23 protein-coding genes are annotated in these 26,086 nt (G+C 60.3%); 8 read left to right on the top strand and 15 right to left on the bottom strand.

Going from position 1 to position 26,086, the window contains the following annotated elements; all coding sequences use genetic code 11:
* Positions 1-45: 45 nt before the first annotated feature.
* Positions 46-924 (bottom strand): UTP--glucose-1-phosphate uridylyltransferase, encoded by an 879-nt coding sequence (locus MWU38_RS07275; protein WP_247271140.1) that lies wholly within the window; start codon positions 922-924, stop codon positions 46-48.
* Between the two features lie 148 nt (positions 925-1,072).
* Here MWU38_RS07275 and murA point away from each other — a divergent pair, with 148 nt between their 5' ends.
* Positions 1,073-2,356 (top strand): UDP-N-acetylglucosamine 1-carboxyvinyltransferase, encoded by a 1,284-nt coding sequence (gene murA, locus MWU38_RS07280; RefSeq protein ID WP_247271141.1) that lies wholly within the window; start codon positions 1,073-1,075, stop codon positions 2,354-2,356.
* A gap of 157 nt (positions 2,357-2,513) precedes the next feature.
* On the opposite strand, the gene MWU38_RS07285 is transcribed toward murA, so the two are convergent.
* From MWU38_RS07285 to MWU38_RS07310, 6 genes are all read right to left on the bottom strand, one after another.
* Positions 2,514-2,774: a ribbon-helix-helix domain-containing protein gene (locus tag MWU38_RS07285; protein ID WP_247271142.1), complete on the bottom strand. Its 261-nt coding sequence runs from the start codon at positions 2,772-2,774 to the stop codon at positions 2,514-2,516.
* Positions 2,771-2,980 (bottom strand): TIGR03643 family protein, encoded by a 210-nt coding sequence (locus tag MWU38_RS07290; RefSeq protein ID WP_247271143.1) that lies wholly within the window; start codon positions 2,978-2,980, stop codon positions 2,771-2,773. Before MWU38_RS07290 ends, MWU38_RS07285 begins: the two co-directional genes overlap by 4 nt.
* A gap of 78 nt (positions 2,981-3,058) precedes the next feature.
* Entirely contained in the window at positions 3,059-3,733 is a 675-nt protein-coding gene (locus tag MWU38_RS07295) for a PilZ domain-containing protein (protein ID WP_247271144.1), read from the bottom strand.
* 239 nt (positions 3,734-3,972) lie between these two features.
* Positions 3,973-4,368 (bottom strand): RidA family protein, encoded by a 396-nt coding sequence (locus MWU38_RS07300; protein ID WP_247271145.1) that lies wholly within the window; start codon positions 4,366-4,368, stop codon positions 3,973-3,975.
* Positions 4,369-4,406: 38 nt separating this feature from the next.
* Positions 4,407-5,129: an acetoacetyl-CoA reductase gene (gene phbB / locus MWU38_RS07305; RefSeq protein ID WP_247271146.1), complete on the bottom strand. Its 723-nt coding sequence runs from the start codon at positions 5,127-5,129 to the stop codon at positions 4,407-4,409.
* A 139-nt stretch (positions 5,130-5,268) separates the two neighbouring features.
* Positions 5,269-6,087, bottom strand: coding sequence for a hypothetical protein (locus MWU38_RS07310; RefSeq protein ID WP_247271147.1), 819 nt, complete (start codon positions 6,085-6,087; stop codon positions 5,269-5,271).
* A gap of 490 nt (positions 6,088-6,577) precedes the next feature.
* Between MWU38_RS07310 and MWU38_RS07315 the strand changes: the two genes are divergently transcribed.
* The 5 genes from MWU38_RS07315 to MWU38_RS07335 all read left to right on the top strand — a co-directional run bounded on the left by MWU38_RS07315 (position 6,578) and on the right by MWU38_RS07335 (position 12,723).
* Positions 6,578-7,012: a DUF3576 domain-containing protein gene (locus MWU38_RS07315; RefSeq protein ID WP_247271266.1), complete on the top strand. Its 435-nt coding sequence runs from the start codon at positions 6,578-6,580 to the stop codon at positions 7,010-7,012.
* A 121-nt stretch (positions 7,013-7,133) separates the two neighbouring features.
* The gene (leuS, locus tag MWU38_RS07320) at positions 7,134-9,641 is read left to right on the top strand and encodes a leucine--tRNA ligase (protein WP_247271148.1); all 2,508 of its coding nucleotides are present in this window, start codon (positions 7,134-7,136) and stop codon (positions 9,639-9,641) included.
* Positions 9,641-10,156 carry an LPS assembly lipoprotein LptE gene (lptE, locus tag MWU38_RS07325; protein ID WP_247271149.1) on the top strand — a complete coding sequence of 172 codons (516 nt, stop codon included), beginning with the start codon at positions 9,641-9,643 and terminating at the stop codon, positions 10,154-10,156. Before leuS ends, lptE begins: the two co-directional genes overlap by 1 nt.
* Positions 10,157-10,162: 6 nt before the next feature.
* Positions 10,163-11,203, top strand: coding sequence for a DNA polymerase III subunit delta (gene holA, locus MWU38_RS07330; protein ID WP_247271150.1), 1,041 nt, complete (start codon positions 10,163-10,165; stop codon positions 11,201-11,203).
* A gap of 116 nt (positions 11,204-11,319) precedes the next feature.
* Positions 11,320-12,723 carry an exopolysaccharide biosynthesis polyprenyl glycosylphosphotransferase gene (locus MWU38_RS07335; protein WP_247271151.1) on the top strand — a complete coding sequence of 468 codons (1,404 nt, stop codon included), beginning with the start codon at positions 11,320-11,322 and terminating at the stop codon, positions 12,721-12,723.
* Between the two features lie 127 nt (positions 12,724-12,850).
* On the opposite strand, the gene MWU38_RS07340 is transcribed toward MWU38_RS07335, so the two are convergent.
* From MWU38_RS07340 to MWU38_RS07350, 3 genes are read right to left on the bottom strand one after another with little or no spacing between them, the layout of a single operon-like run.
* Entirely contained in the window at positions 12,851-13,408 is a 558-nt protein-coding gene (locus MWU38_RS07340; protein WP_247271152.1) for an LptA/OstA family protein, read from the bottom strand.
* Complete coding sequence (gene lptC, locus MWU38_RS07345; RefSeq protein WP_247271153.1) at positions 13,409-14,098, bottom strand: LPS export ABC transporter periplasmic protein LptC; 690 nt, start codon at positions 14,096-14,098, stop codon at positions 13,409-13,411. It abuts the gene before it with no gap.
* A 12-nt stretch (positions 14,099-14,110) separates the two neighbouring features.
* On the bottom strand, positions 14,111-14,746 hold the full coding sequence (locus MWU38_RS07350) for a ribonuclease D (protein WP_247271154.1): 636 nt from the start codon (positions 14,744-14,746) through the stop codon (positions 14,111-14,113).
* 116 nt (positions 14,747-14,862) lie between these two features.
* On the opposite strand from MWU38_RS07350, the gene ung reads away from it, so the two are divergent.
* Complete coding sequence (ung, locus tag MWU38_RS07355) at positions 14,863-15,549, top strand: uracil-DNA glycosylase (protein WP_247271155.1); 687 nt, start codon at positions 14,863-14,865, stop codon at positions 15,547-15,549.
* On the top strand, positions 15,546-16,340 hold the full coding sequence (locus tag MWU38_RS07360) for an enoyl-CoA hydratase (RefSeq protein ID WP_247271156.1): 795 nt from the start codon (positions 15,546-15,548) through the stop codon (positions 16,338-16,340). Before ung ends, MWU38_RS07360 begins: the two co-directional genes overlap by 4 nt.
* A 27-nt stretch (positions 16,341-16,367) precedes the next feature.
* Here the strand turns inward: MWU38_RS07360 and MWU38_RS07365 are convergent, their stop codons facing one another.
* From MWU38_RS07365 to MWU38_RS07385, 5 genes are all read right to left on the bottom strand, one after another.
* The gene (locus MWU38_RS07365) at positions 16,368-16,979 is read right to left on the bottom strand and encodes a hypothetical protein (protein ID WP_247271157.1); all 612 of its coding nucleotides are present in this window, start codon (positions 16,977-16,979) and stop codon (positions 16,368-16,370) included.
* 86 nt (positions 16,980-17,065) lie between these two features.
* Positions 17,066-18,337: a carbohydrate porin gene (locus MWU38_RS07370; protein WP_247271158.1), complete on the bottom strand. Its 1,272-nt coding sequence runs from the start codon at positions 18,335-18,337 to the stop codon at positions 17,066-17,068.
* 172 nt (positions 18,338-18,509) lie between these two features.
* Complete coding sequence (locus MWU38_RS07375; RefSeq protein ID WP_247271159.1) at positions 18,510-19,961, bottom strand: glutamate synthase subunit beta; 1,452 nt, start codon at positions 19,959-19,961, stop codon at positions 18,510-18,512.
* 11 nt (positions 19,962-19,972) lie between these two features.
* On the bottom strand, positions 19,973-24,613 hold the full coding sequence (gene gltB, locus MWU38_RS07380; RefSeq protein ID WP_247271267.1) for a glutamate synthase large subunit: 4,641 nt from the start codon (positions 24,611-24,613) through the stop codon (positions 19,973-19,975).
* A gap of 244 nt (positions 24,614-24,857) precedes the next feature.
* Entirely contained in the window at positions 24,858-26,057 is a 1,200-nt protein-coding gene (locus MWU38_RS07385; RefSeq protein ID WP_247271160.1) for a hypothetical protein, read from the bottom strand.
* Between the last annotated feature and the right edge of the window lie 29 nt (positions 26,058-26,086).

A 26,086-nucleotide genomic window follows, 5' to 3' on the forward strand; every position in this document is an offset into this window, starting at 1 on the left:
CTAGAAACAACCGTCACCCCGGATCAAGTCCGGGGTGACGTATTTTTATTTTAACAGCCTCTGCGCCATCGCCCTTACATCAGCACCCATGTCATCGCGCTCCAGCGCCAGTGCCAATGTCGCCTCGACGAAGCCCAGCTTGCTGCCGCAGTCATAGCGATTGCCGTCGAAGGTCACCGCGTGGAAGGGCTGGTCGCCGATCATCTTGGCCATCGCATCGGTGAGCTGGATCTCGCCGCCTGCGCCTTTTTCCTGCGTCTCCAATGTGCGCATGACTTCGGGTTGCAGGATGTAGCGGCCTGAGACGATCTTGTTCGAGGGAGCCTCGGCCACAGGGGGCTTTTCGACAAGGCCGGTGACCTCGGTCAAAGCGCCTTTTTCGGCGCCCGGCGCAATCACGCCATAGCTGGAGACTTCCTCCATCGGCACTTCGAGCACGCTGATAAGGTTGCCGCCGACCTCTTCATAGGCATCGACCATCTGTTTCATGCAGCCGGTCCCGCCTTGTCTGCCGATCATCAGCTCATCGGGGAGGAAGATCGCAAAGGGTTCATCGCCGACGATAGCGCGCGCGCACCAGATCGCGTGGCCAAGGCCCAAGGGCACTTGCTGGCGCACGGTGATGATGTCGCCCGGCGTGGCGCGGGTCGGCTCCAAAACGTCCATGTCCTTGCCGCGCGCGCTCATCGTGTCTTCGAGTTCATAGGCGACATCGAAATGCTCGACGATTGCCGTCTTGCCCCGTCCGGTCACGAAGATCATCTGCTCGATCCCCGCCTCGCGCGCTTCGTCCACTGCATACTGGATCAGCGGACGGTCGACGATGGGAAGCAATTCCTTCGGGATCGCCTTGGTCGCGGGCAGGAAGCGGGTGCCGAGCCCGGCGACAGGAAAGACAGCTTTGCGAATGGGTTTCTGGCTCATGGGAAAGGCGTTTCCTCGGTGAAAATAGGTCTGGTCCAATCCGTGCCGCCTGCGCGTCCCAACGTCAATGCTGCGGATGGCACCTGCTTGTTCAGTTGCGCGATAGCGAGCTTTCGTTAAGGCTCGATTTCAGGTTAAGGGAAGCGGCATGGACAAATTGATCATCAAAGGCGGCAATCGCCTCTCGGGCACTATTCCGGTTTCAGGCGCGAAGAACGCGGCACTGACGCTTATCCCATGCGCGCTTTTGACCGAAGAGCCGCTGACCTTGCGCAATTTGCCGCGCCTTGCTGATATTGACGGGTTCCAGCACCTGATGGGCCAGTTCGGCGTGAGCGTGAGCATTCAGGGCAACAATCGTCCCGAAGATTTCGGCCGCGTTGTGACCTATCAGGCAGGGCGCATAACCTCGACCGTCGCGCCTTACGACCTCGTGCGCAAGATGCGCGCCTCGATCCTCGTGCTTGGCCCCATGCTCGCGCGCATGGGCGAGGCGACGGTATCGATGCCGGGCGGCTGCGCGATCGGGAACCGGCCGATCGACCTGCACCTCAAGGCATTGGAAGCGTTCGGCGCAGAGATCGAACTTGCCGCCGGCTACGTCAAAGCCACCGCGCCCGATGGCGGGCTTCCGGGCGGCGATTTCGATTTTCCTGTCGTGTCCGTTGGCGCGACCGAGAACGCGCTTATGACAGCGGTCCTTGCAAACGGGACGTCCCGCCTGTTCAACGCCGCGCGGGAGCCCGAGATTGTCGATCTGTGCAATCTGCTGGTCGCGATGGGCGCGGAGATCGAGGGGATCGGATCGAGCGACCTTACCATCCACGGGGTCAAGCGATTGCACGGCGCGACCTACCGCGTGATGCCCGACCGGATCGAAGCGGGCTCCTACGCCTGCGCGGCGGCGATCACCGGGGGCGACGTGCGTTTGGAAGGGGCGAGCGCGCATGACATGGCCTCGACCCTCCACGCGCTCCAGAGCATCGGGCTCCACATCGAAGAGGATGCAAAAGGCGTGACGGTCAAATCCAACGGCGCATTGAAGCCAGTTGATCTGACGACCGCGCCGTTCCCAGGGCTTGCCACCGATATGCAGGCGCAGTTGATGAGCCTTTTGTGCAAGGCCGAAGGGACAAGCGTTCTTAAAGAGACGATCTTTGAAAACCGCTTCATGCACGTGCCCGAACTCTCGCGCATGGGCGCCAATATCGCCACCGAAGGCCGCACGGCAATCGTGAAAGGTCCAGCGGACCTCACCGGCGCAGAGGTGATGGCAACCGACCTGCGCGCCTCGATGAGCCTGATTATCGCAGCGCTTGCGGCAGAGGGTGAGACGACGGTGCGCCGCATCTACCACCTTGATCGCGGGTATGAGCGATTGGAGGAGAAGCTCCAACTGCTCGGCGCTGATATTCAAAGAGTGGACGACTAGGTTCCCGCCACTAGGCAGGGCTTCGCCTTGTGTTGGCCTGCAAATGGCGAGTGCGCGCGCTTCCGGTGCTCACGACCCCATAAGGTCGCTGCGCGCCGGGTCGCCCGCCCTCACAATTTTCGGCGAGACCCAAGCCAAAGCGGTTTGGTTGCAGGGGTCAGGCTGAATTGGCGCGCTGCTGCGCCACCAACCACACGCGAATAGCGCTCGCCAGGCCCGGCGGGGTGTCGGACTGGATGCGCTCTGCGTCGATTTGGGCGACGAGCGCGCTTACCGGCATTTGCGCCCCATCGGCTGCATCCTTGAGCATATCCCAGAACACTGGTTCCAAGCTGATACTTGTCCTGTGCCCCTCGATTGCAATCGAGCGTTTCACCGGCGGGTGATAGGGGACAGGGCCATGGCCGGCAGGGCTCATTTGTAATGCTCGCGCCGGTCTGAAAAGGTGCGCACCCGCTTTCGCCATGCGCGGTAGCTTCCGGGTTTCAGATTGTCGCGCATCAGCTCCTTGACCTCGCTCTCCTTCAAGCCAAACTCGGCCTCGATCACGGCGAACGGCATATGATCGCTCAAAGCCATTTCGATGATCGCGCTTTTGTGGGCAGGGGGAAGGTCGTGGGGCATCGCTTTGTCAGTCCGTTTGTCACCAAACGTCCTACAACACCCTTTGTTTCAGGAAACCCGCAATCCGATGGGTGAGGCTCAAGCCGCGCGTGCTTTTGCGAGCAGCTTGGCAAAGCGGCTTTTCTTCATATCGCCAAAGGGTTGCAGGCGCATCGCGCATTGGGCCAGCTCCTCGGTATCGAGCGGGTGCTGGAACTGAAGGCCGTATTGTTCGCCCACGTTCCAGCGCACCTGCGCAAGGCGCGGAGACATTCCGGGAAGCTCGAAACTGATCAGACCGCGCGTGCGGATTTCATCGCTGGCTTCGATTTTTGCCCCTTCGCACGAGAGATCGAGCAGCTGTGCATCCATGACCGCGCGTCCGTCCTGAACGCGCACAATGCCATCCATATTGAGGCGCAAGGGACGAACAGGGTGAGGGGTTTCTTCGCGCAGGAATTCATCCAGTGTGATCGTGCAGCCAAAGCGGTATCCCGCCTGACGCGACTGTGCCCACATACGCTCCACCGGATAGGTCATGCCGTTGGCAAGCTGGAGGATGGTGCGCTTTTCCGGCGGTACATCGTGAAGGAAGCCAAGGCCGATGCCGTTTTCCGAAACATCACGGATCAGCGTGAGGTATTCGCCGCTTTGACACACCAGCTTTGCCCGCCGCAGCATGAGACTGGCGCGATGCGATTGACGCCGCGAGGGGTCATAGCCTGTGTCTGCGACAACCGGCTTGGCACTTTCTGAGCTCGACTGTTCCACCATGCTCGCTCCTCGTTAAAGTCTGCGAAAGTCACTTGTGGCCTGCGAGCGCGAGGCGCTGCCAAGGCGTTCAAACTTTCGTAACCTGTATTAATCAAGAATAGAGCAAGAGGGTTAAGGAAGTCCTAAATTCCCAAGGAGGCCACCGCCTGCGCGGCACCATTCATCGCGGGAGGTCATCGCCGCAGGGCCAAGTATAATCACTTATACCCAATGCTATAAATGCCCACGCCAACAGGGGATCAGGCGACCGCGGTCCCTTCAAGCTCGATCAGAATGTCAGGGTCGTAAAGCTCTTTCACACCCAGAAGCGTTGCGCAGATCTGCGCGCCCGAGCCGGCATAGACCGGCACGATTTCCTCTGCCGCTTCCATGAAGGCAGGAACATCGAGCACATAGATGTTCATGCGCACCAGATTGGCGGGCGTCATCCCTGCCGCCTCCAACGCTTTGACAAGCTCGCCCCAGGCCGCCTTGAACTGCGCCACCAGATCGCCGGGATGCAGCGGCGCGCCCTCGGCATCGCTTGCGGTCTGGCCGGAAAGATAGAGCGTGCGCTCACCGCCCCGAACCTCGACCGCGTGATTAAGGCCGAAATGCGTGAGCCAATCGGTCGGATTGTAAGTCTTGATTTCCATAGTGTCCCCCCAAAGTTGCGCCGTCCGGGCGCGGCAGCCTAATACATATGCTGGCCGCCGTTAATGCTCATCGTCGAGCCGGTCATAAACGCGCCATTGTCGGAAGTGAGGAAGGCAACCCCGCGTGCGATCTCCTCAGCCTGGCCAAGGCGGCCCACGGGGATGCCGGCGACAATCTTCTCCAACACCTGGTCCGGGACGGCGGCAACCATGTCGGTGTCGATGTAACCGGGCGCAATCGCATTGACGGTGACGCCGAATTTCGCGCCTTCCTGCGCCAGCGCCTTGGTAAAGCCGTGGATGCCCGATTTGGCAGCGGCATAGTTCACCTGACCATATTGGCCCGCCTGACCGTTGATCGAGCCGATGTTGACGATGCGCCCCCATTGCCGCTCGCGCATGCCGGGGAAGGTCGCCTTGGCCATGTTGAAGCACCCGCCAAGGTTGACGCGCATCACGTCGTTCCAATCCTCGAAGCTCATTTTGTGCAAGGTGCCATCGCGGGTGATGCCGGCATTGTTGACGACGATATCAACTTCGCCGTGATCGGCCGCGACCTGCGCGCACCCTTCGATGCAGGCTTCGTGATCGCCCACGTCCCATTTGTAGGAGGGAATGCCGGTTTCTTGCGTGAAGCGGGCCGCGGCCTCATCATTTCCGCCGTAATTGGCGATGACTGTGTGGCCCTGACGTTTGAGGCGCTGGCAGATCGCCTCGCCAATACCCCGCGTTCCGCCTGTGACGATGGCAACTCTGCTCATTACATTCCCCTCAATTCTTTATGAAGAAGGAGAGTAGCCATGCCGTAGCGTCAGGCAACAAAAACCTGCGCTTTCACGCGGCTGTGCATACCAATGCTTTGTTTCTGAATGTGTGCGGGGGAGGTGCGTGGAGGCCGCTTTAGAAGCGGATTTGCGTGCCCACGTAAACCGCCTGACTATCCTTCACCGAATTGGTGAGCGGGTCGAGGCGGTCGAGACGGTCGCGTTCCTGTGAAAGGCGCACACCGGCGGTCACGTCCACTTTGCGCGAAAGGCTGAAGCTGCCACCCAGATCGACGGTTTGTGCAGCCACGGCATCAAGCGTGTTGGCAGAACGGCCAGCGACGCGCTCACCCTCAAGCTCGATCCGGGGTTGAAGCCGGCTTGGCTTTTCATTCGCGGTTGGCTGTGCGGGGGCAAAATCGGCAAGGTCAGGCATGCCCATCGTGCGCAGCTCGTTCACAGGAGCAGCGCGGCCGGAAGGCGTGGTGGTCGCTTGCGCGCGGGCAAAGGTTTGATAGCCGCGCGACGTGCCAAGATTGAACCGGCTGGTTTGAACGCCAGCGATCTGCTTGCCGGTGCCCGGAGCGCTATCAATAGCGGAGCGGACCGAAATCGCCTTGGCCACGTCGTCATCAATGCGAACCGCAACCGTTACCGTGCGATCGCTTTCGCGGGTGATGTCTGTGCCAAGCGGGGTGAAACGGATACCGCGCGCGCGTGCTTTTTCAGCGACGCGTGCCGCAAGATCAGGATCAACCGATGTCGGGGTGAAAAGTTCGAAAGCCGGTGCGCCCGCTTCGTCGCTATCGGACAGGCTGGCCACGGCCATACCTGCCGAGGGAAGCGCGAAGGACAAAGCCGCCGCGAGAGCCAGCCCGGACCAGCCTGGCACAGTCCAAGAGGCGCGCTTTGCATCGCCTTTTGCCTTGCCTGAAATGATCCGGTCGTTTGCCACTGCCTCTGCCTTGCGCCTTTACTTACGTGTCTGTTTCGACTCGCTTCTTTGCCGTTTCGAGACACCGCATATACCACAAAAGCGTTTTTACCCCAATGTGGTGCGGTTTCTCGCCATCTCTCTAGAAACCTTTAGGTGAACGCCTGCTGAGCAGATTGCCTGGACAGCTTTGACGACTCCGAAGATCGTTAGATTGATGACAACAACTGATAAGTTGACAATTGCACCCTACGCAATCGAATCCTTGGACCTGCCTTGTCTTAAGGCTGAACCTGTTGCGCGTAACACACAGCTTCGCCCTGTGCAGGGTCTGTCCGGGCTCTGCTTTTTTGCAAATTCAGGTGGCGTAAAGGGCGCCGTTATTAGTCGGGCCGGCGCAAGATTAGGTGGGCGCATATGCGAAAGTGCGCTTGCCGCAAGGCCTGTGCTCGCTATAGAGCAGGGTCATTCAGGACTAGAGGGACAGACAAACGCTGTGACACGCGCACCCATTTCAACCGCCACAAAATTTGCCATCAGCGCAGCTGCCTTGGCTACCCTTGCCGCTTGCGGAGGGTCCGAGCGTCCCCGCACCGAGCTTGCTGCAGCACAGATCAACACGATTGGCGTGAACGCCTATCTTTGGCGCGGCGCGCTTGAAACGCTGTCTTTTGCGCCAATGGCATCGGCGGATAGCGACGGCGGCGTGATCGTGACCGACTGGTACGCCAATCCATCGAACCCCAATGAGCGGGTGAAGGTAACGGTGACGATCCTTGACCAGGACCTTCGCGCCGATGCCTTGCGTGTTTCGGCGAGCCGTCAGGTTGCGCAAGGCGGTGGCTGGGTCGATGCGCCGGTACAGGCCGCGACCGTGCAAAAGCTTGAGGACATCATCCTCACCAGAGCGCGCGACCTTCGTCGTAAAGCGCTCGCGGGGAACTGAGCCCTTTTTCGGTCCCTGCCGGACCTTTCGTGTCAACAAGAGTGAAGCAGGGGGCCGCACCACGCGGCTCTCTTCGCGCCTTGACACTTGCACTCGTCTTGAACGGCGCTAGCGAGAAACCATGACCGATACACGATTCGATCCATCATCAGCGGATGCGCGCTGGCAGGCGGCCTGGGACAAGGCGGGCACCTTCACCGCCGATTCGAACAGCGATAAACCCAAGTCCTACGTGCTGGAGATGTTTCCCTATCCATCGGGGCGCATCCACATGGGCCACGTGCGCAACTACACCATGGGCGACGTGCTGGCGCGGTACAAGAAGATGCGCGGGTTCGAGGTCCTCCACCCGATGGGCTGGGACGCTTTTGGTATGCCGGCGGAAAACGCGGCAATGGAAAAGAAGGTCCACCCCGGCAAATGGACCTATGCCAATATCGAGGCGATGAAAGCGCAATTGAAGCGCATAGGGTTTGCGCTCGACTGGACCCGCGAATTCGCGACCTGCGACCCTGAATATTATGGCCATGAACAGGCGCTTTTCATCGATATGTATGCAGCGGGCCTTGTGTATCGCAAATCGTCCGAGGTGAACTGGGACCCGGTCGATATGACCGTGCTCGCCAATGAGCAGGTGATCGACGGCAAGGGCTGGCGTTCGGGCGCAGAGGTCGAAAAGCGCAAGCTTGACCAGTGGTTTTTGAAGATCACCGATTTTGCCGAAGACCTGCTGGGTGGGCTGGGCGATCTCAAGGACTGGCCCGAGAAGGTCAGGGTGATGCAGGAAAACTGGATCGGCAAATCCTCCGGCCTCGAATTCAGCTTTGACCTTTCCAATGGCGAGACATTGCCGGTTTACACCACGCGGCCCGATACGATTTTCGGCGCAAGCTTTGTCGCGGTTGCTGCCGATCACCCGATTGCGCAAGGTCTGAAAGACGACCCCGAAGTCGCTGCCTTCATCGACGAGTGCAAAAAGGGCGGCACCACGGCGGCTGCGCTAGAGACGGCGGAAAAGCTCGGCTATCGCACCGACATCACCGCCAGGCATCCCTTCACGGGTGAGCCCATGCCAGTCTTCATCGCGAACTTCGTGTTGATGGATTACGGCACGGGCGCGGTTATGGGCGTTCCAGGTCACGACCAGCGCGATTTTGAATTCGCCACGAAATATGACCTCCCGATCACCCGCGTGGTGGCCAGGGATCTGGACAGCGCCAGCGCGCCGATGGGCGAAGAAGCGGAAGCAGGCGATGGCGTGATCGTCAATTCCGACTTTCTCAACGGCCTTAGCGTCGAACACGCCAAAGCCGAGGTCATCAGCCGCGCCGAAGACGGCGGCTGGGGAGAGGGCACGACCGTCTGGCGCCTGCGCGATTGGGGCATTTCGCGCCAGCGTTATTGGGGCACGCCCATTCCCTTCATCCACTGTGATACATGCGGGATTGTGCCTGTTCCCAAGGACCAGCTTCCCGTGAAGCTGCCCGAGGATGTCGACTTTGAAACGCCGGGCAACCCGCTTGAGCGCCACGCGACTTGGAAGCACACGTCCTGCCCCGAATGCGGCGGCGAGGCGCAGCGCGAAACCGACACGCTCGACACCTTCACCAACTCCTCATGGTATTTCCTGCGCTTTGCCTCGCAGCCATCGGACAAGCCGTTCGATGCAGAGGAGATCGCCAAGTGGATGCCGGTCGAGCATTACATCGGCGGGATCGAGCACGCGATCCTCCACCTGCTCTACGCACGCTTCTGGACACGGGCGCTGGCCCACATCGGCAAGTTTGATGTGAAAGAACCTTTTGCCTCGCTGTTTACGCAAGGCATGGTGACGCACGAAACCTACAGCCTTGGCGATGGCAGCTGGCTCAGCCCTGACGAAGTGCGCAAGGATGGCGCAGATTGGGTGACCGTCGAAGGCGGTCAACCCGTCACCGCTGGCCGCGTTATCAAGATGTCGAAGTCGAAGAAGAACGTTGTCGACCCTGACAACATCATCCGCGACTATGGCGCCGACGCAGTGCGCTGGTTCATGCTTTCAGACTCGCCGCCCGAACGCGACCTTCCGTGGTCCGAGGCGGGGATCGAGGGTTGCTATCGCTTTGTCCAACGCCTGTGGCGCCTGTTCGATCAGCTCGATGAAACCGCCACCGGTGAAGACAAAGCCCTCGCCCGCCGTGCGCACCAGACTATCGTTGCGGTGGCCGAAGACATCGAAGCACTGAGCTTCAACAAAGCGGTCGCGCGCATTTACGAACTCACTGGCGCTGCTGAAAAGGCAAAGCCGAGCGAGAGCCGCAATTTCGCGATCCGCGCGCTGCTCCATATGGTCAGCCCGATGATGCCGCATCTGGCCGAAGAGGCGCACGCGAAGATGGGCGCTGACACCCTCATCGCAGACGCCGCATGGCCCGCGCATGACGAAGCCATGCTGGTCGAGGACGAGGTCACCATCGCGGTTCAGCACAAGGGCAAGCTGCGCGACACGCTGACCGCGCCCAAGGGCGCATCCAAAGAGGATCTCGAAGCCATGGCGCTCGCATCCGAGAAGGTGCAGCGGTCATTGGACGGTGCAGAAATTCGCAAAGTTATTGTCGTCCCCGACAGGCTGGTTAATATCGTCACCTGATGACACTTCGCACCACCTTGATGGCTCTGGCTCTTTGCGTGCCTCTTTCTGCGTGCGGGCTTCAGCCCATGTATGCAGGCGGCGCGTCGAGCCCGGTCGCACAAGGGCTTGCCGCGATTGACGTGCCCGCCATTCCGGGCCGCGATGGCTGGCTCGTACGCAACGCCTTGCGTGATCGTCTGGGCGCAGCGGGCGATCAGGGCGGTTTTCGCTATCGCCTCGATGTGCGGCTCGATGATGATCTCGAAGCGCTGGGCGTGCTCAACGATGACACGATCAGCCGCGAATTGCGCATCCTGCGCTCGCGCTATCAATTGGTGGACATTTCGACCGGACAGATCCTGCTCGATGCCACCGCAGGCTCTGATGCGGGGATCGACGTTGTCTCCAGCGAATACGCCACCATCGCCGCCGAACAGCGCGCGCTTGAAAATCTGGCCGAGGAAGTCGCGAGCCGCATGGTCACGCGCGTGGCGCTGACGCTGCGCGAGCGTGAGCGCGCTGGCGCAGAGTGAAGGCCGATGAAGGCTAAGCACGGCGAATTTGCAAGAGGCGTGCCGCGCGCCGCGAGCCAGGCTTCGATCTTCTTCTTTTGCGGACCCGACGAAGCGGGCGCTTCTGCCGCTGCCAGCAAGATCATCGCCTCGCTCCCCGATGCAGGCGAAAGGATCGAGCTGTCGGGCGGCGATCTCAAACGTGATCCCGCACTTCTCGGCGACGAAGCGCGCTCGGGCTCGCTCTTCGGAGACAAGCGCCATATCTTTGCGCGCGTGAGCGGCGATGAGGCGCACGATGCGTTAAAGGCCCTGATCGAAACGGGCGATGCGGGCGCAGGCGATGCCGCGCCGGTGTTGATCGTCGCGACCTCGGCCACCGACAAATCGCGCACCGCCAAACTGCTCGAAAAGCGGCCCGATGCGCTCGTCACCATGTTCTATCCGCCCGATCTTCCCAGTGTTGCAGGGGCGGTGCGGGCGATGGCGGATGCTGCGGGATTGCGGCTGGGCGGCGATCTGGCCGAACGGATCGCGCGCGCGGCAAGCCTTGATGTGCGGCTTGCGCAATCCGAGGTCGACAAGCTCGCGCTTTATCTCGACGCGTCCAGCCAGACCCCGAAAAACGCGACCCCTGATGATCTCGCTGAAATCGGCGCTCCGACAGAGGATGACGGTTTTGCGCCTCTGGTTAACGCGGTGCTTTCCGGTGAACTTGGCAAATTGCCGGGTGAACTCAAACGGATGAAGGAGCTCGGGATCAATCCTGTCGGGCTTCTTCTGGCGCTTGAACGGCGTGCGGGCCAATTGACGCAGATCACCGCAAAGCTGGGTGCGCGCGGGAATTTCGATTCGCTGGGCAAAGGGGAAAAGGCGCAGCTCGGCATCTTCTGGAAGGAAGAACGCGAGATTCGCCAACAACTTGGCCGCTGGTCACAGGCCAAGCTCGATCGCCTCATCCCGCGTCTCACCGCCCTGCATCAAACCCTGCTTTCCAACAGTCAGTCCGCAGAATTGCTGCTCGCCCAGGACCTCACCCAGATCGCAAGATTTGCGGCCAAGCGGTAACATTTTGTGACAGGTGTGACTTTTCGCACCTGCAAAAAATTCCCTTTTACGTAGAATCCAGTAAAGGTTCCCTAGTAATCATACGCTAAGGGTATCTACGGGTTAGGCGTTAAGGCATGAATGAACAGACCGGGCTGCTCCCTGATGCGGCCCAATCCGAGAAGATAGCAAGGCCAATCGCGCCGTCGCTGGAAAAGCGGCGTTTGCGCAGCTTTGCCGTGATGATGGTGATCGATGCTGCGCTTCTGCATCTCGCCTTTGCGTCTGCCAGCCTCATTTACCTTGGTGTCTGGGCCTCGGCCAATAACATGCTGGCGGCGCAGACCTTGCTGCCGGTCTTCTTTACCATCGCGCTTTACAATGGAAGCTACGGCGGAAAGGCGCTGGGCGATTGGATCTTCGCATCAAAGCGCGCTTTGACCGCGCTGCTGGTATCAACCGCTCTGATCAATTTTCTCGCCTTTTACACCAAGTCCAACGCCGAGTTTTCGCGTGTTTCCGTGACGTTGGGCCTGATCCTGTCGGCCATTGCCATTGTCGCCTTCCGGCGGGTCCTGATGATCTTCATCGACCGTTTCTGGAACGGGCGCACCACCAACGAACTGGTGATCGACGATGGCGGACCAAGCTTTGCCACCGAGCGGGGCGAGACGATTGCGGCCAGCGACTATGCGCTCGATCCCACCAGCCACGATCCCTTCATGTTCGACCGTCTGGGCAAGCTGTTGCAGAACCAGGACAAGGTCGTGGTCAGCACCCCGCGAGAACGGCGCGAGCATTGGGCGTTCCTGCTGAAATCGGCCGGTGTGCATGGCGAGATCGTGAGCCAGCCTGCGCATGATCTGGGCGCTATGGGCGTTCACCACTACGACGCGCAGGATCGCACGACTCTGATCGTATCCAACGGCCCGCTCAAGCTGCGCTCGCGCATTTCCAAACGCCTGTTCGATACAGCGATTGTTGGTGCTGCTCTGCTGGTGCTGTCACCGCTGTTGCTGCTTGTGGCCATGCTCATCAAGCTTGAGGATGGCGGCCCCGTCTTCTTTGTTCAGCGCCGCATGGGCCGGGGCAACACCTTCTTCAACATGTTCAAATTCCGTTCGATGAAGGTCGACAAGAACGATGCCGAGGGCGCGCGTTCGACGGGGCGCGAGGATGACCGGATCACCCGCATTGGCGCGTTCATCCGCAAGACTAGCATCGACGAGCTGCCGCAGCTGATAAATGTGCTCAAGGGCGATATGTCGATTGTCGGTCCGCGTCCGCATGCTCTGGGGAGCCGGGCGAACAACAAGTTTTTCTGGGAAGTCGACGCGCAATACTGGAGGCGTCATTGCCTTAAACCGGGGCTGACGGGTCTGGCGCAAGTGCGCGGACACCGCGGTGCGACGGAAAAGGAAAGCGATCTCACCGACCGCCTTCAATCGGACCTTGAGTATATCGCTGGCTGGTCGTTGAGGCGCGATATCGAGATCGTGTTCAAGACACTGCTCGTGCTGCGGCACGATAACGCGTATTAGTTTTGCGCACGCCCATCCGGGCGCGCGTCCTCGCTAGACGTCCTGCATTCGCTGCGCTCCTTGCGGACACGCTGCGGGCGGCCACTTGGCCTTGCGGTTCCTTTGGAACCGTCCTTGCGTCTATCCTTCATTCACCCCTGACGTTGAACGTGCCGGTGACCCGGCCATCTGCGCCGGGCTCTGTTACGATGCCGCCTGATGCGCGGCCGTCGACGCTCGACAATCCTGTCGCAAGATTGATCACCAGACGCTCTCCGCGCAAGGTATCCGCGCCCCGGCTGAGCGATACGTTGCCCGCCATGGTGATGATACGCTTGCCAAAGTCATAGACCGCGACATCGCCGCTTGCGCGTTCATTCGCGCGGGTCACGACCACGCCGCCATTGGCGGTGATGCGTTGAACATCCAGAGAGCCGTCGTCGGTGTAGCTTGCCAGCATCCGGTTGGAGCGCACGCTGAGCCCTGCCTGATTGACAACGACATTGCCGCTCAGGACGACACGGTTGGCGCGGTCGTCGAAATCGATGCTGCCCGCATCAAACGACACCGGTGCATTGGTGTTGTGTGAGGCAATGGCCTGCGCGCTCGCGTTCATGCCAAGCGCCATCACGCCCCCCATGACAGCGCCGCCCGCTGCCCAGCCAAGGGCGATCTTGCCAAGGTGTGATGGAAATCTGCGGGCCATTTATGGCATCCTTTGTCCGAGTGTGCCGACGCTGTTGAGCTTGCCTGGCACCATAGTGAGCCGGGCTTTGCCATCAAGCGAGATCGTGCGCGCGTCGAGATCGCCGCGCATGGAATTGGCGGAAAATGTGCCCATCGGCACCGCACCTTCAACGCCGTCAGAGCCGGTCATCGTGCGCGTTTCCAGATTGAACTGAACCCCGCTCGCCTGGATTGCATAGCCATCGGCGGTGCGCACGCGCATGGTTCCTTCGACGTCGACCACATCGCTGTCGATGTCATAGACCCCGCCAACGGCCGAGAGTTGCGCCGGGCCATCCTCCAGCAGCAGCTGGGCGAGCAGATCATCCATGCGCACCTTGCCTTCCGCGCTGGAACGTTGGACCGCTTCGCCTGCAGTAATCGAGAAGGGGCGGCCCATATTGTCGCGGCCCCGATACATCGCATTATCGACGCTGAGCCGTTCGTCGATCACCGCAACGGTGTTGCGGTCGAGCAGGAAGCTCACCTCGCCGCGCGGCGACAGGGGCGTGACAACCATAAAGGCGGCAATGACCCCCACACCCATCGGAAGCGCGCGCGCAAGGAAGGCAACAAGCTTGTCGTGGCTGCCGCCGGGTGCAGCGAAGTCCTGTCGCTTGTTGCGCAGTTCCTTCGCGCGGTTGGTTTCGATGCGGCGTTTGATGACCATGGTCGGGCCGCTTTAGCGGTAGAAACCTTCATTGTGGCTGAATATGTCGCGCCCGTCCCAGCCAGCGATATCGAGCGCGGCGCGCGTTGGCAGAAAGTCGAAACACGCCTGGGCGATTTCCATGCGGCCTTCGCGCTTGAGGCGCACCACCAATTCATCGCGCAGACGGTGGAGGAAACGCACATCGGACGCAGCATAATCGCGCTGCGCTTCGTTCAGGTCGGGCCCGCCCCAGTCGGAGGACTGCTGTTGCTTGGACATGCTTTCGTTCAGCAGTTCATCGGTGAGGTTCTTAAGCCCATGGCGATCGGTGTAGGTGCGCACCAGCTTGCTTGCGATCTTGGTGCAGAAAACCGGCCCCGCTTCAACGCCGAGGTAATACTGGATTGCAGCCAGATCGAAGCGGCCAAAGTGGTAAAGCTTCACCCGGTTCGGGTCGGCGAGAATGCGCGTGAGATTCGGCGCTTCATAGTCGCTGCCCGGCGAAAAGCGCACAAGGTGCTCATCGCCCGAACCATCGGAGATTTGCACCACGCACAGCCTGTCGCGGTGAGTGATAAGCCCCATGGTCTCGGTATCGACCGCAAGGTCGCTTGTGCCCTCAAGCACGCCATCGGGCAGGTCTTCTTCATGAAAATATACAGCCATATGGGCAACGCCATTACGCCACATTGCAGGCAAGGGAAAGAGGGCGCCTTAAAGAGGGGGATAGAGCGATTTCACCGGCTCGCATCGGGTGCCTTCCCTTGTGTAGCATGGGCCCGATGACAAGCGATCACATCCCTGAAAGCTGGCGCGCGGCGCTCGAACCCGCGCTTGGCACGCCCGAGGCGCGCAAACTTGGCGGGTGGCTGGTGGCACAGGAGGCGGCGGGCAAGACGATTTTTCCGCCGCGCGGGCAAAGGCTCGCCGCATTGGAAGCAACGCCCCTTCCCGATGTGCGCGTGGTGATCCTCGGACAGGACCCCTATCACGGGGCAGGGCAGGCCCACGGCCTCAGCTTTTCGGTGCAGGACGCGGTGAAACAGCCCCCGTCGCTGGTCAATATCTTCAAGGAACTGGAGAATGACCTTGGAATTGCGCGCCCGCAAACGGGCAATCTCACGCCTTGGGCACGGCAGGGCGTGCTTTTGTTGAACAACACGCTCACGGTCGAAGAGGGGCAGGCGGGCAGCCATGCCGGGCGCGGCTGGGATGCGATCACCGACGCGTGCGTTGCGGCGGTGGTGGAGCAGGGGCTCCCAAGCGTCTTTATCCTGTGGGGCAGCCATGCCGCGAAAAAAGCGGGCCGGGTGAGGGGGCTTGGCGCCGGCCAGCACCACTGCATCATCAAATCCCCGCACCCATCGCCACTTTCCGCGCACCGTGGCTTTTTTGGATCCAAGCCGTTCAGCCAGACCAATGCCTTCCTTGAGGCGCAGGGCTGTAAAGCTATAGACTGGGCATTATGACACAGACAGACCCCGCGCAAACCGTCCTTTACGAGGTGCGCGACAAGATTGCCCTCGTCACGCTGAACCGGCCCGAGGCGATGAACGCGATCAATAAGGCGCTGCGCCTCCGCCTTTACGAGGTCATGCGCGCCGCAGACAGGGACGACACGGTGCACGCGGTGGTTTTGACAGGAGCCGGAACGCGCGCGTTTACCGCGGGTCTTGATCTGAAAGAACTCGGCAGCGAGGAAGGCGCGCTTGGCGCGGCCAACGATGTGAACCCGGCGAACAATCCGGTCAAAGCGATCGAGGTGTGCCGCAAGCCGGTCATTGGCGCTGTCAACGGAGTGGCTATCACCGGCGGGTTCGAAGTGGCACTGGCCTGCGACTTCCTGATCGCGGCGACCAATGCGCGTTTTGCCGACACCCATGCGCGCGTCGGGATCGTGCCGGGGTGGGGGCTGTCGCAGAAACTGTCACGCATGATCGGGATTGGCCGTGCCAAGGAGCTTGCCTTTACGGGTAACTTCCTCGGCGCTGAAACCGCGCTGCAATGGGGTCTTGTCAATCACGTGGTGGAACCAGAAGACCTGCTGCCGACCGCGCTCAAACTGGCCGAAGATGTGGCCGGCATCGATACCGGTTTTGTGCAAAGCTATAAAAGGCTGATCGACGATGGTTTTGCGGTGAGTTTTGGCGAAGGCATGGCGATCGAGGCCGAACGCTCGTCGGCGGCCAATTCCAAGGTCGCCCCCGAACAGGTCGAATCGGTGCGCAAAGGCGTTCAGGAACGCGGGCGGGGCCAGTAGGGTCGTGCCAATGGCGCGCTGCGGGCTTTACCCGGCAGGCGTTTCCACCTTGCGCAATGTCATCGCGCCAACGGGGCTTTCCATGCGAAGCGTCCCGTCCTCCAACCGCGCAGTAACGCCGTCGAAATCGAGCAGGCCCAGATCGTTGCGGTGAAATTCAAAGGTGACGGTTTCATCTGATGCAATCGCATGCTCGCCTGAAAGCTCGAAAACGGGCGAGAGCACTTGATAGCTCTCCATGAACAGCTGGATCGTCGCTGGCCTGTCGCACGTCTCTTGCGGCGACCAGCCCTGATCGCTGACCGATGAGCGGATAAGCTCGCCATTGGCGCACAGCCCGCGCACATCGGCATAGTCAAAGGGTCTGCCGCTGCCTGCCCAGACGACGCGTAGGAAAGGCCCGTCTTGCGCGCGCGGCTGGGTGCCTTTCCAGATGAACTCGGGGGAGACGGGCTTTGGATCGCTTTCAAAGACGATGAAGTCGCCATTTTCGCGCCATGTGCCCTTTGCCCGCAGGTCGAGCGAGCCGACCGAAATGCCCCATTGAAAGGTTCCGTCCGGGCGGACAACCATGCCCATTGCCGTTTCGAAACTGCTGCCGTCATAGCGGCCCACAAAGGGCGATTGTTCGCCAGCCATCTGCTCCGTGTCCTTAGAGGTTTCCCGCGCAGCGGCAGCGACCGGAAAGGCTAGCAAAAGCGCCGCGAGAAGGCGGGCGATTCGCCTCAAAACTGGCTCGTCAGCCGTGCGCCCACAATCACGCCGGTCGACCGCGCTTCGACCGCGCTGTCGACGATCTGGACATTCGCGCTGATCCCGAACTGCTTGTGGAACTGATAGGTGTAGAACGCCTCGAGGCCGACTTCGTCCTCGATCCCCAGACGAAAGGCGATATCATCGGCCAGCTCATTGGTGAGCGAATAGCTGAAGGCTGCGATGCCAAAGCGGTCTTGCGGGCGGAAACGCGGGTTTCCTGAAACTCCGAGATAGCCGGAATAATCAAGGAAGGTCGGGTCGCCTGCCGATGCCTGAAACCGCGCCATGATGCCCCATCCCTTGCCAGGCGCCTCGGGGTAGGTTTCGATGAATTGATAGCCGGACAGCTGCACCGCAAGTTCGCCGCTTTCATCACCGAATGATCCGTTCGCAGGCGGTGTGAGCGCGGCGGGCAGGATGTCGCGGGCAAAATCGTCGCGGTTGGAGCCCAAAAGAACGGCGGTGTAGAAACCCGGTTTGCCGCCGACCGTTGGCATGAATGTCGCGCCGGCGAGAAACATCGCGCCGTTTTCGAACGGGTCTTCCAGCCCGCTGCGCTGGTATTGCGAAGCGACGTCGAACACCCACAACCGGTAAATCACCTTCTTGGTGGGGACGTTGAGCATCGCCCCCGTCACCGTGTTGGGCGCGATACCCGACGGAGGAAGGACGAAACCGATGTTCTGAAAGCCGATGTGGCCATTGCTTTGAATAATCGGGATTTTTCGGGTCTGTTCGAGCAGGTTGAGCTTGCCCACTTCAAGCGCGGCCCCGCTATCCCATTGGTATTCAAGGCTTGCGCTGACATCGAACCTGCCGCGGTCGCCGGGCCGGAACATCAGGGAGTTGTTGGGAATAAGGCCAATTTCGCCAATCGTATCCTCGCCCCAGCGATATTCCGGGCGCACTTTCAAGGAAAGGTTGGGCGAGCCGCCAAGCGCCGAAGCGCGCATTCTGAAATAGCCGTCCACGCGGCCCCCGTACTGCACGACTTTGCGCGCATCACCGGAGACGGGGGCTTCGAGGAATTGCGAGGCGAGCACCTCGACTTCGAAATCATCGGGGCCGGAAGGGGCGGTGCCGGGCGCCGCCAGGACAACCGCAGGTTCATCGTTTTCAATCGCAGGGGCGGGTCCCGACGACGAGGTGTCCGATTGCGCGAGCGCACCGGTCGCAGCAAGTCCAATACAAAGCGCAGCGATGCCGCGCGCCACGCCTGCGCAATGACGGCCGATATCCATCCAGATACTCTTCCCATTCCCAATAGACGCATCTTGCGTGCGCCTTTATTTCCCCATGAAATGAAAGGGATGAAGCAATAGTATAGATGAAATCAAGCTGGCTTTCGCAATTGGGTCCTATTTCAGGATTTAAGTGTCTTTTGTGTACTAGGGCAAAATAACTATAGCGGGATTAGCGCGGAAGTTCACTTGCGCCCATCAGCGCCTCATCAACAGCACGTGCGCATTGGCGGCCTTCGCGAATTGCCCACACCACAAGGCTCTGCCCCCGGCGCATGTCACCGCAGGCAAAGACATTCTCGATGTTCGTGGCGTAGCTTTGCGTATCGGCCGACACATTGCCGCGATCGGTCAATTCGACGCCAGCCTGATCGAGGAGCCCAGCCTTGATCGGCCCGACAAAGCCCATGGCAAGGAAGATCAGGTCGGCCTGAAGGGTGAATTCGCTGCCCACGATCTCGCGCATCTGGTGCTGGCCGTTTTCGTCCTTGACCCATTCAACGCGCACGCACTCAAGGCCGGTGACTTTCTCGCCATCGCCGACCACCCGTTTGGTAAGGACGGCCCAGTCGCGGTTCGCCCCCTCTTCGTGGCTCGACGAAGTGCGCAGTTTGAGCGGCCAGTTGGGCCAGGTCATCGCCTTGTCCTCTTTTTCAGGAGGCTTGGGCATGATTTCAAGCTGGGTCACGGAGGCCGCGCCCTGACGGTTGGATGTGCCAACACAGTCGGAACCGGTATCACCGCCACCAATGACGATGACGTGCTTGCCCGTGGCTTTCAGGGTTCCGCGAGGGGCCGCACGGCTTTCCTCATCGCCTGCATTGCGCTTGTTCTGCTGTGTCAGGAATTCCATCGCGAGGCGCACGCCGTTCAATTCTGCACCCGGAATATCGAGCGCACGCGCATTCTCTGCGCCGCCGGAAAGGACGACCGCGTCGAAGTTTTCCTGCAAGGACTGGAACGAGATATCGACGCCCACTTCCTTGCTGGTTTTGAAAGACACCCCTTCGGCTTCCATCTGCTGACAGCGCCGGTTGATGAGGTGCTTTTCCATCTTGAAATCAGGAATACCGTAGCGAAGCAGCCCGCCGATCCGGTCATTCTTTTCGAACAGCGTCACGGAGTGGCCAGCGCGCGCCAATTGCTGCGCAGCCGCCATACCAGCGGGGCCTGAACCCACCACGGCAACCGATTTGCCGGTCTTCTTTTCCGGGATCTGCGGCGTGACCCAGCCTTCTTTCCATCCCCGGTCGATGATCGCACATTCGATCGACTTGATCGTAACCGGCTGGTCAACGATGTTGAGCGTGCACGATGCCTCACACGGAGCAGGGCAGATGCGGCCCGTAAATTCGGGGAAATTATTGGTTGAATGCAGGACGTCGAGCGCGTTCTTCCAGTCGTTTTCGTAAACGAGGTGGTTCCAGTCCGGGATCATGTTGTTCACCGGACACCCGTTGTGACAATACGGAATGCCGCAATCCATACAGCGCGAGGCCTGGCTTTTCAGCGTCTCGTCATCGGGCTGAACCACGAATTCGCGATAGTTCTTAAGCCGCTCTGCCGGATCGATATAATCGCGCTCGCGGCGGTCGAGTTCAAGGAAGCCTGTGTCTTTACCCATCTGTCTTACCCTTATTCCGCTGCCACGCTTGTCGCCTCGAGGCGTTCTGCCTCAAGCGCTTCGAGGGCGCGTTTGTAATCGGTTGGCATGACCTTCACGAATTTGGTCAGCGCATTGTCCCAGTCGGCCAGAAGATCGGAGGCGACCTTGCTGCCGGTGTGAAGCTGGTGACGTTCGATCAGGATGCGAAGACGCTCTGCATCGTGACGCAGCATATCGCCCATACCAAGGTCATTGACGCTGCGGGTGCGCTGGCTTGGACGGCCCGTCCCCTCGTCCTCGTCCGCTTCGGATGAGAGCGGCTCAAGCTCGACCTGTGCGTGATTGACAAGGTCGGAGAAATTGCCGTCCGCATCATAGACATAGGCGACACCGCCGCTCATTCCTGCAGCAAAGTTGCGGCCCGTCTTGCCGAGCACGACGACAACGCCGCCGGTCATGTATTCGCAGGTGTGATCGCCTGTGCCCTCGACAACGGCAATCGCGCCCGAGTTGCGAACCGCGAAACGCTCTCCGCCAACGCCGGAGAAGTATGCTTCGCCCGAAATCGCGCCATAGAGCACGGTGTTGCCAACGATGATGTTTTCATTGGCCGCGCGCGGGGCGTTTTCAGGTGGACGAACGACAATGCGACCGCCCGACAGGCCCTTGCCGACATAGTCATTGGCATCGCCGACAAGGTCGAGTGTCACACCATGGGCAAGCCATGCGCCAAAGCTTTGCCCGGCAACCCCGGTCAGATTGATCCGGATGGTATCGACCGGAAGCCCTTCGTGCCCGTGCAGCTTGGCAATTTCGCCCGAAAGCATGGTGCCAGCGGTCCGGTTGACGTTGCGGATCTCGTAATTGAGCTCGACCGGCGATTTTGTATCAATCGCCTCGCGCGCGTCGGTGATGAAGTGGTTGTCGAGCGCGGCGGCAAGGCCGTGGTCCTGCACCTGGGTGTGGTTGAGCGATGCGCCCTCTTCAAGAGCAGGAGCAAACAGCAGGCGGTCCAGATTGATCCCTTGCGCCTTCCAATGGCGGTGCATGCGGGTCATGTCGAGACGGTCGACCCGGCCCACCATTTCATCAACCGTGCGGAAGCCCATTTCGGCCATGATCGCGCGCAATTCCTCGGCGACGAAGAACATGTAGTTGACCACGTGCTCAGGCTGTCCGGTGAAGCGCGCGCGCAGCACAGGGTCCTGTGTCGCGACGCCCACGGGGCAGGTGTTGAGGTGGCATTTGCGCATCATGATACAGCCAGCCGCGATCAGAGGCGCGGTGGCAAAGCCGAACTCGTCCGCGCCCAGAAGCGCACCGATGGCAACATCGCGCCCTGTGCGAAGCCCGCCATCGACCTGCACCGCAATGCGGCTGCGCAAATCGTTGAGAAGCAGCGTTTGCTGTGTCTCGGCAAGGCCGATTTCCCATGGGGAGCCCGCGTGCGTGAGCGAGGTCAGAGGCGATGCGCCCGTGCCCCCGTCATAGCCCGAAATCGTGAGGTGATCGGCCTTGGATTTCGATACGCCAGCGGCAACCGTGCCAACGCCCACTTCGGACACAAGCTTGACCGAAATGCGCGCCGATGGCTGCACGTTCTTGAGGTCGTGGATCAGCTGAGCGAGGTCTTCGATCGAATAGATGTCGTGGTGCGGCGGCGGGGAGATGAGGCCCACGCCCGGTGTCGAGTGACGCACCGCGCCAATGCGCTTGTCGACCTTGTGACCGGGCAGCTGACCGCCTTCGCCCGGTTTCGCTCCTTGCGCCATCTTGATCTGGATGTCGTCGGAATTGGCGAGATATTCCGCCGTCACACCAAAGCGGCCCGAGGCCACCTGCTTGATGCGGCTGCGCATGGAGTCGCCATTATCCATCGGTTTGAAACGGAACGGTTCCTCGCCCCCTTCGCCGGTGTTCGAACGCCCGCCGATGCGGTTCATCGCAATGGCGAGTGTCGAGTGCGCTTCGTGACTGATCGAGCCGAAGCTCATCGCGCCGGTTGAAAAGCGTTTGACGATTTCAGCCGCGGGTTCAACCTCATCAATGTCGAGCGGTTCTTGCGCTTTTTTAAATTCCATGAGGCCGCGGATCGAGAGCAAACGCTCGTTCTGATCGTTTACGCTCTTTGCGAATTCTTCGTAATTCGACCAATCGTTACCGCGCACGGCGTGCTGCAATTGCGCGACGTTTTCGGGCGTCCATGCGTGTTCTTCGCCGCGCAGACGGTATTGGTAGATCCCGCCCACATCGAGCATCCCCTTGTAGAGCGGATTGTCGCCATAAGCTTGCGCGTGACGGCGAATGCTCTCTTCGGCCACCTGTTCAAGGCCGACGCCTTCGATGGTGGTCGCGGTGCCGGTGAAATATTTGGCGATGAATTCGGAGGAAAGGCCGACAGCGTCAAAAATCTGCGCGCCGCAATAGGATTGATAGGTCGAGATGCCCATTTTGGACATGACCTTGCGGATGCCTTTGCCGACCGCCTTGATGTAGTTTTGCTGGACTTCGTCGGCGGACAGCTCGGAGTGTTTCCGGACGCGAATGTCTTCGAGCGTTTCGAAGGCGACATAAGGGTTGATCGCCTCTGCGCCGTAGCCTGCGAGCACGCAGAAATGGTGCACTTCGCGCGCTTCGCCGGTTTCGACGACAAGACCGGTCTGCATGCGAAGACCCTGACGCACGAGGTGGTGGTGCACCGCCGCGGTTGCCAGAAGCGCTGGCATGGGGATGCGGTCCTCGCTTTGCGCGCGGTCGGAAAGCACTAGGATATTCTGGTCCTGCAGCACCGCCTCGGTTGCGGCCCAGCACATTTCCTTGATCGCCATCTCGAGGCCCTCGGCCCCGGTGCTGGCATCCCAGGTCATGTCGACCGTTGTGCAACGGAATGCGCCATCAAGCACCGCCTCGACCGAGCGGATTTTTGCAAGGTCATCATTGGTGAGGATGGGCTGTTCGACTTCCAGACGCTTGTGCGTACCGGCATCGCGGCCAAGCAGGTTCGGGCGCGGGCCGATCATCGACAAAAGGCTCATCACAAGTTCTTCACGGATCGGATCGATCGGCGGGTTGGTAACTTGCGCAAAGTTCTGCTTGAAGTAATCGTAAAGCAGCCGCGCCTTGTTCGACAGCACGGCAATTGGCGTATCGGTGCCCATCGACCCGATGGGATCGTCACCATTTACCGCCATTGGCTCAAGGAATTTGCTTACATCTTCCTGAGTGTATCCAAACGCCTGCTGGCGTTGCAGCAAGGTCGTGTCCGCTACCGGAACTTCGGAAAGCTCAGGCTCGATTTCCTTGATATCGGCAAGCTTGTATTGCGCTTGCTTGAGCCAGTCCGAATACGGCTCTGCATTGGCGAGGTCGGCCTTGAGCTCTTCGTCCTCGACGATGCGCCCTTCTTCAAGGTCGATGAGCAGCATCTTGCCCGGCTGCAACCGCCATTTGCGGGTGATGTCTTCTTCGGCAAAGGGCAAAACGCCGCTTTCCGAGGCGAGACACACGATGTCGTCCTTGGTGACGCAGAAACGCGCCGGGCGAAGGCCGTTGCGGTCGAGGGTCGCGCCGATCTGGCGACCATCGGTAAAGCATACCGCCGCCGGGCCGTCCCACGGCTCCATCAACGCAGCGTGATATTCGTAAAATGCGCGGCGGGCCGGGTCCATCTGGGTGTTCTTGGCCCAGGCTTCCGGGATCAGCATCATCATCGCATGGGCGAGCGAATATCCGCCCGCGAGCAGCAATTCCAGAGCGTTATCAAGGCATGCCGTGTCCGATTGCCCGTGCGGGATGATCGGCCACATCTTGTCGAGGTCCGGCCCGAGAAGATCGCTTTCCATCGTGCGACGGCGCGCATTCATCCAGTTCACATTGCCGCGATTGGTGTTGATTTCACCATTGTGGGCGATCATTCGGAAAGGATGGGCCAGACGCCAGCTGGGGAAGGTGTTGGTCGAGAAACGCTGGTGCACAAGACCAAGCGCCGAAACGCAATCCGGATCGCGCAGATCGTCGTAGAAGCTGCGCACCTGCTCACACAGCAGAAGGCCCTTGTACACGATCGTGCGGCTGGAAAAGCTCGGCACATACAGGTCGGTAAGGCCGGGAAGGTCGTGCTTTTCTGCCAGTTTCGCGAGCGGGTTTTGCACCTGCTTGCGGATGACGATCAGCTTGCGCTCGAAGGCGTCCTGATCTTCGCAATTTGCGCCTTTGCCGATGATCGCTTGCTGGATGACAGGCATCGAATCGATCACTGCCTTGCCAAGGCCATCCATCGTTGTCGGCACATCGCGCCAGCCAAGGAAGACCTGACCTTCTTTGGCGGTAAACTTTTCAAACTGTTCAGTGACAAAGGAGCGCGCCGCCTCGTCCTGCGGCATGAAACACATCGCAACGCCGTATTCGCCGGGCTGCGGCAGGTTCACATCGTGCTTGCCCGCCCACTTTCGATAGATCGGATCGGGAATCTGCATAAGCAGGCCCGCACCATCGCCCAGCAGCGGGTCAGCGCCGACCGCGCCGCGGTGGTCGATCCGTTCCAGAATCTGGAGCGCCTGCTCGATAATGGCATGACTTTTCTCACCCTTGATGTGGGCGACCATGCCTACTCCGCAGGCGTCATGTTCATTTACCGGGTCATAGAGACCCTGGGAATCGGGGTATCCCATAGCGAGTTCCAATCTGTCAGATGCCACCGCTCTTGGCGTTGTGCGCGTTGTGCGCGAGGCAGTGGCGAGGTCAAGCAGATACGCACGCCCGTGGGCGATGTATCCGTCTCGCATCCCTATTGCAGATGGAATATCGATATTGCAACCGCGAACAGTGAAATTTTATTTCACGGAGGCTCAATTTATAATTGTTTTGCGCAAGTGCGGTTGCAAAATACGCGCCTTCTCACAGCTTTTCGCCTATTCAAGCGGCCCCGCGAAGGCCCTGCAAACGGGTAAGGGCGCTGCGCAGTTCGTCCTCGGTCGGGTCGATGTGCTCAGAGACAGGGGTTGCGTTACGACTTGGGGCTTGGCCCTGATCGAACCCGTTTTCGGTGAAAAGGGTAAGGGCCTTGAGCGCGTCGGCGAGCGCCGCCTCGCGGTTTTTCTGGCCCCTTTCAAAGCGGGCGCGTTCCTGCGTCTGGCGATCATGCAGCGCGGCGGCAAAGCGTTCGACCATCTCGACAAGGCTGAGGTCTTCTGCCGGCTTCTGGCGCAAAGCTTCCAGACCTGTCGTGGGAGCTGGTGCCGGAATGTCGGTTGCCGCTTCCTCGCGAGGGGTTTGCGCTTCTTGCGGATCTTCGGGCAGCGAAGAGAAACCGGCAAGATCGAGCGCATCGCGCATCTGGGTTACCGGCCTTCGCGGCGCGTTGATTTGTTCTGCGCTGAGCGAGGCAAACTCTGCATCGGCGGTTTCGTTGACCTGTGTCTGCACGTCTTGTGGCTGGACCGGTTCCTCGCCCGGTGCGGGTTCGCACGTCGCGGGTTCGCACGTCGCGGGTTCGCACGTCGCACCCTCGCATGATTCGATCAGTGCATGCTTGAAATGCTTGCGGGTGAAAGCCCATCCGGCCCCGTTGTCGGCACCATCATCGCTGCTTTCAATCTCGCTCTCAGCTTCATCGCGCGGTGCGCTTTCGGCAGTTTCGAGCGCGGGTTCTTCAAATTCTTCGAGGATTGGCGCATCGAGGCTTTCGCTGCCCAGTTCCACGACCGGGTTGATCGGTTCAAGATCGCGAGAGCGAAACGCCTTGCTGACAAGGCCGTTGTCGACGTCATTCTTCTTGACGTAATTCGCAAGCGCGCTCGACACGATATAGCCAAGCAGAGCGCCAGCACAGCCAACACCGATTGCAAGGATTATCCGCACCGCAATCAGGGGCAGATAAATACCGGTCAGAGCAGAGCTGCGCGCAATCGCATATTCGGGCATCACTGCCATGATAAGCGCCATGAACACACCGGCCCAGATCGTCACCATGGGCACAAAGGCGCGGTGTCTAGGCACGGTGGAAAATGACGAAGCCGACGTCTTGGCCTTGCGCGGGCGGGCCGAGGCCTTGCCGTTCTCGACAGCCTTTGCGTGGTTTCTCACGATAGTCCCGATGTGCTTGCTCGATTGCATTGCGCTTTTATGCCTTCATTGGACCGTTC

This window comes from Qipengyuania sp. S6317L1 (genome assembly GCF_023015615.1).
GTDB lineage: Bacteria > Pseudomonadota > Alphaproteobacteria > Sphingomonadales > Sphingomonadaceae > Erythrobacter.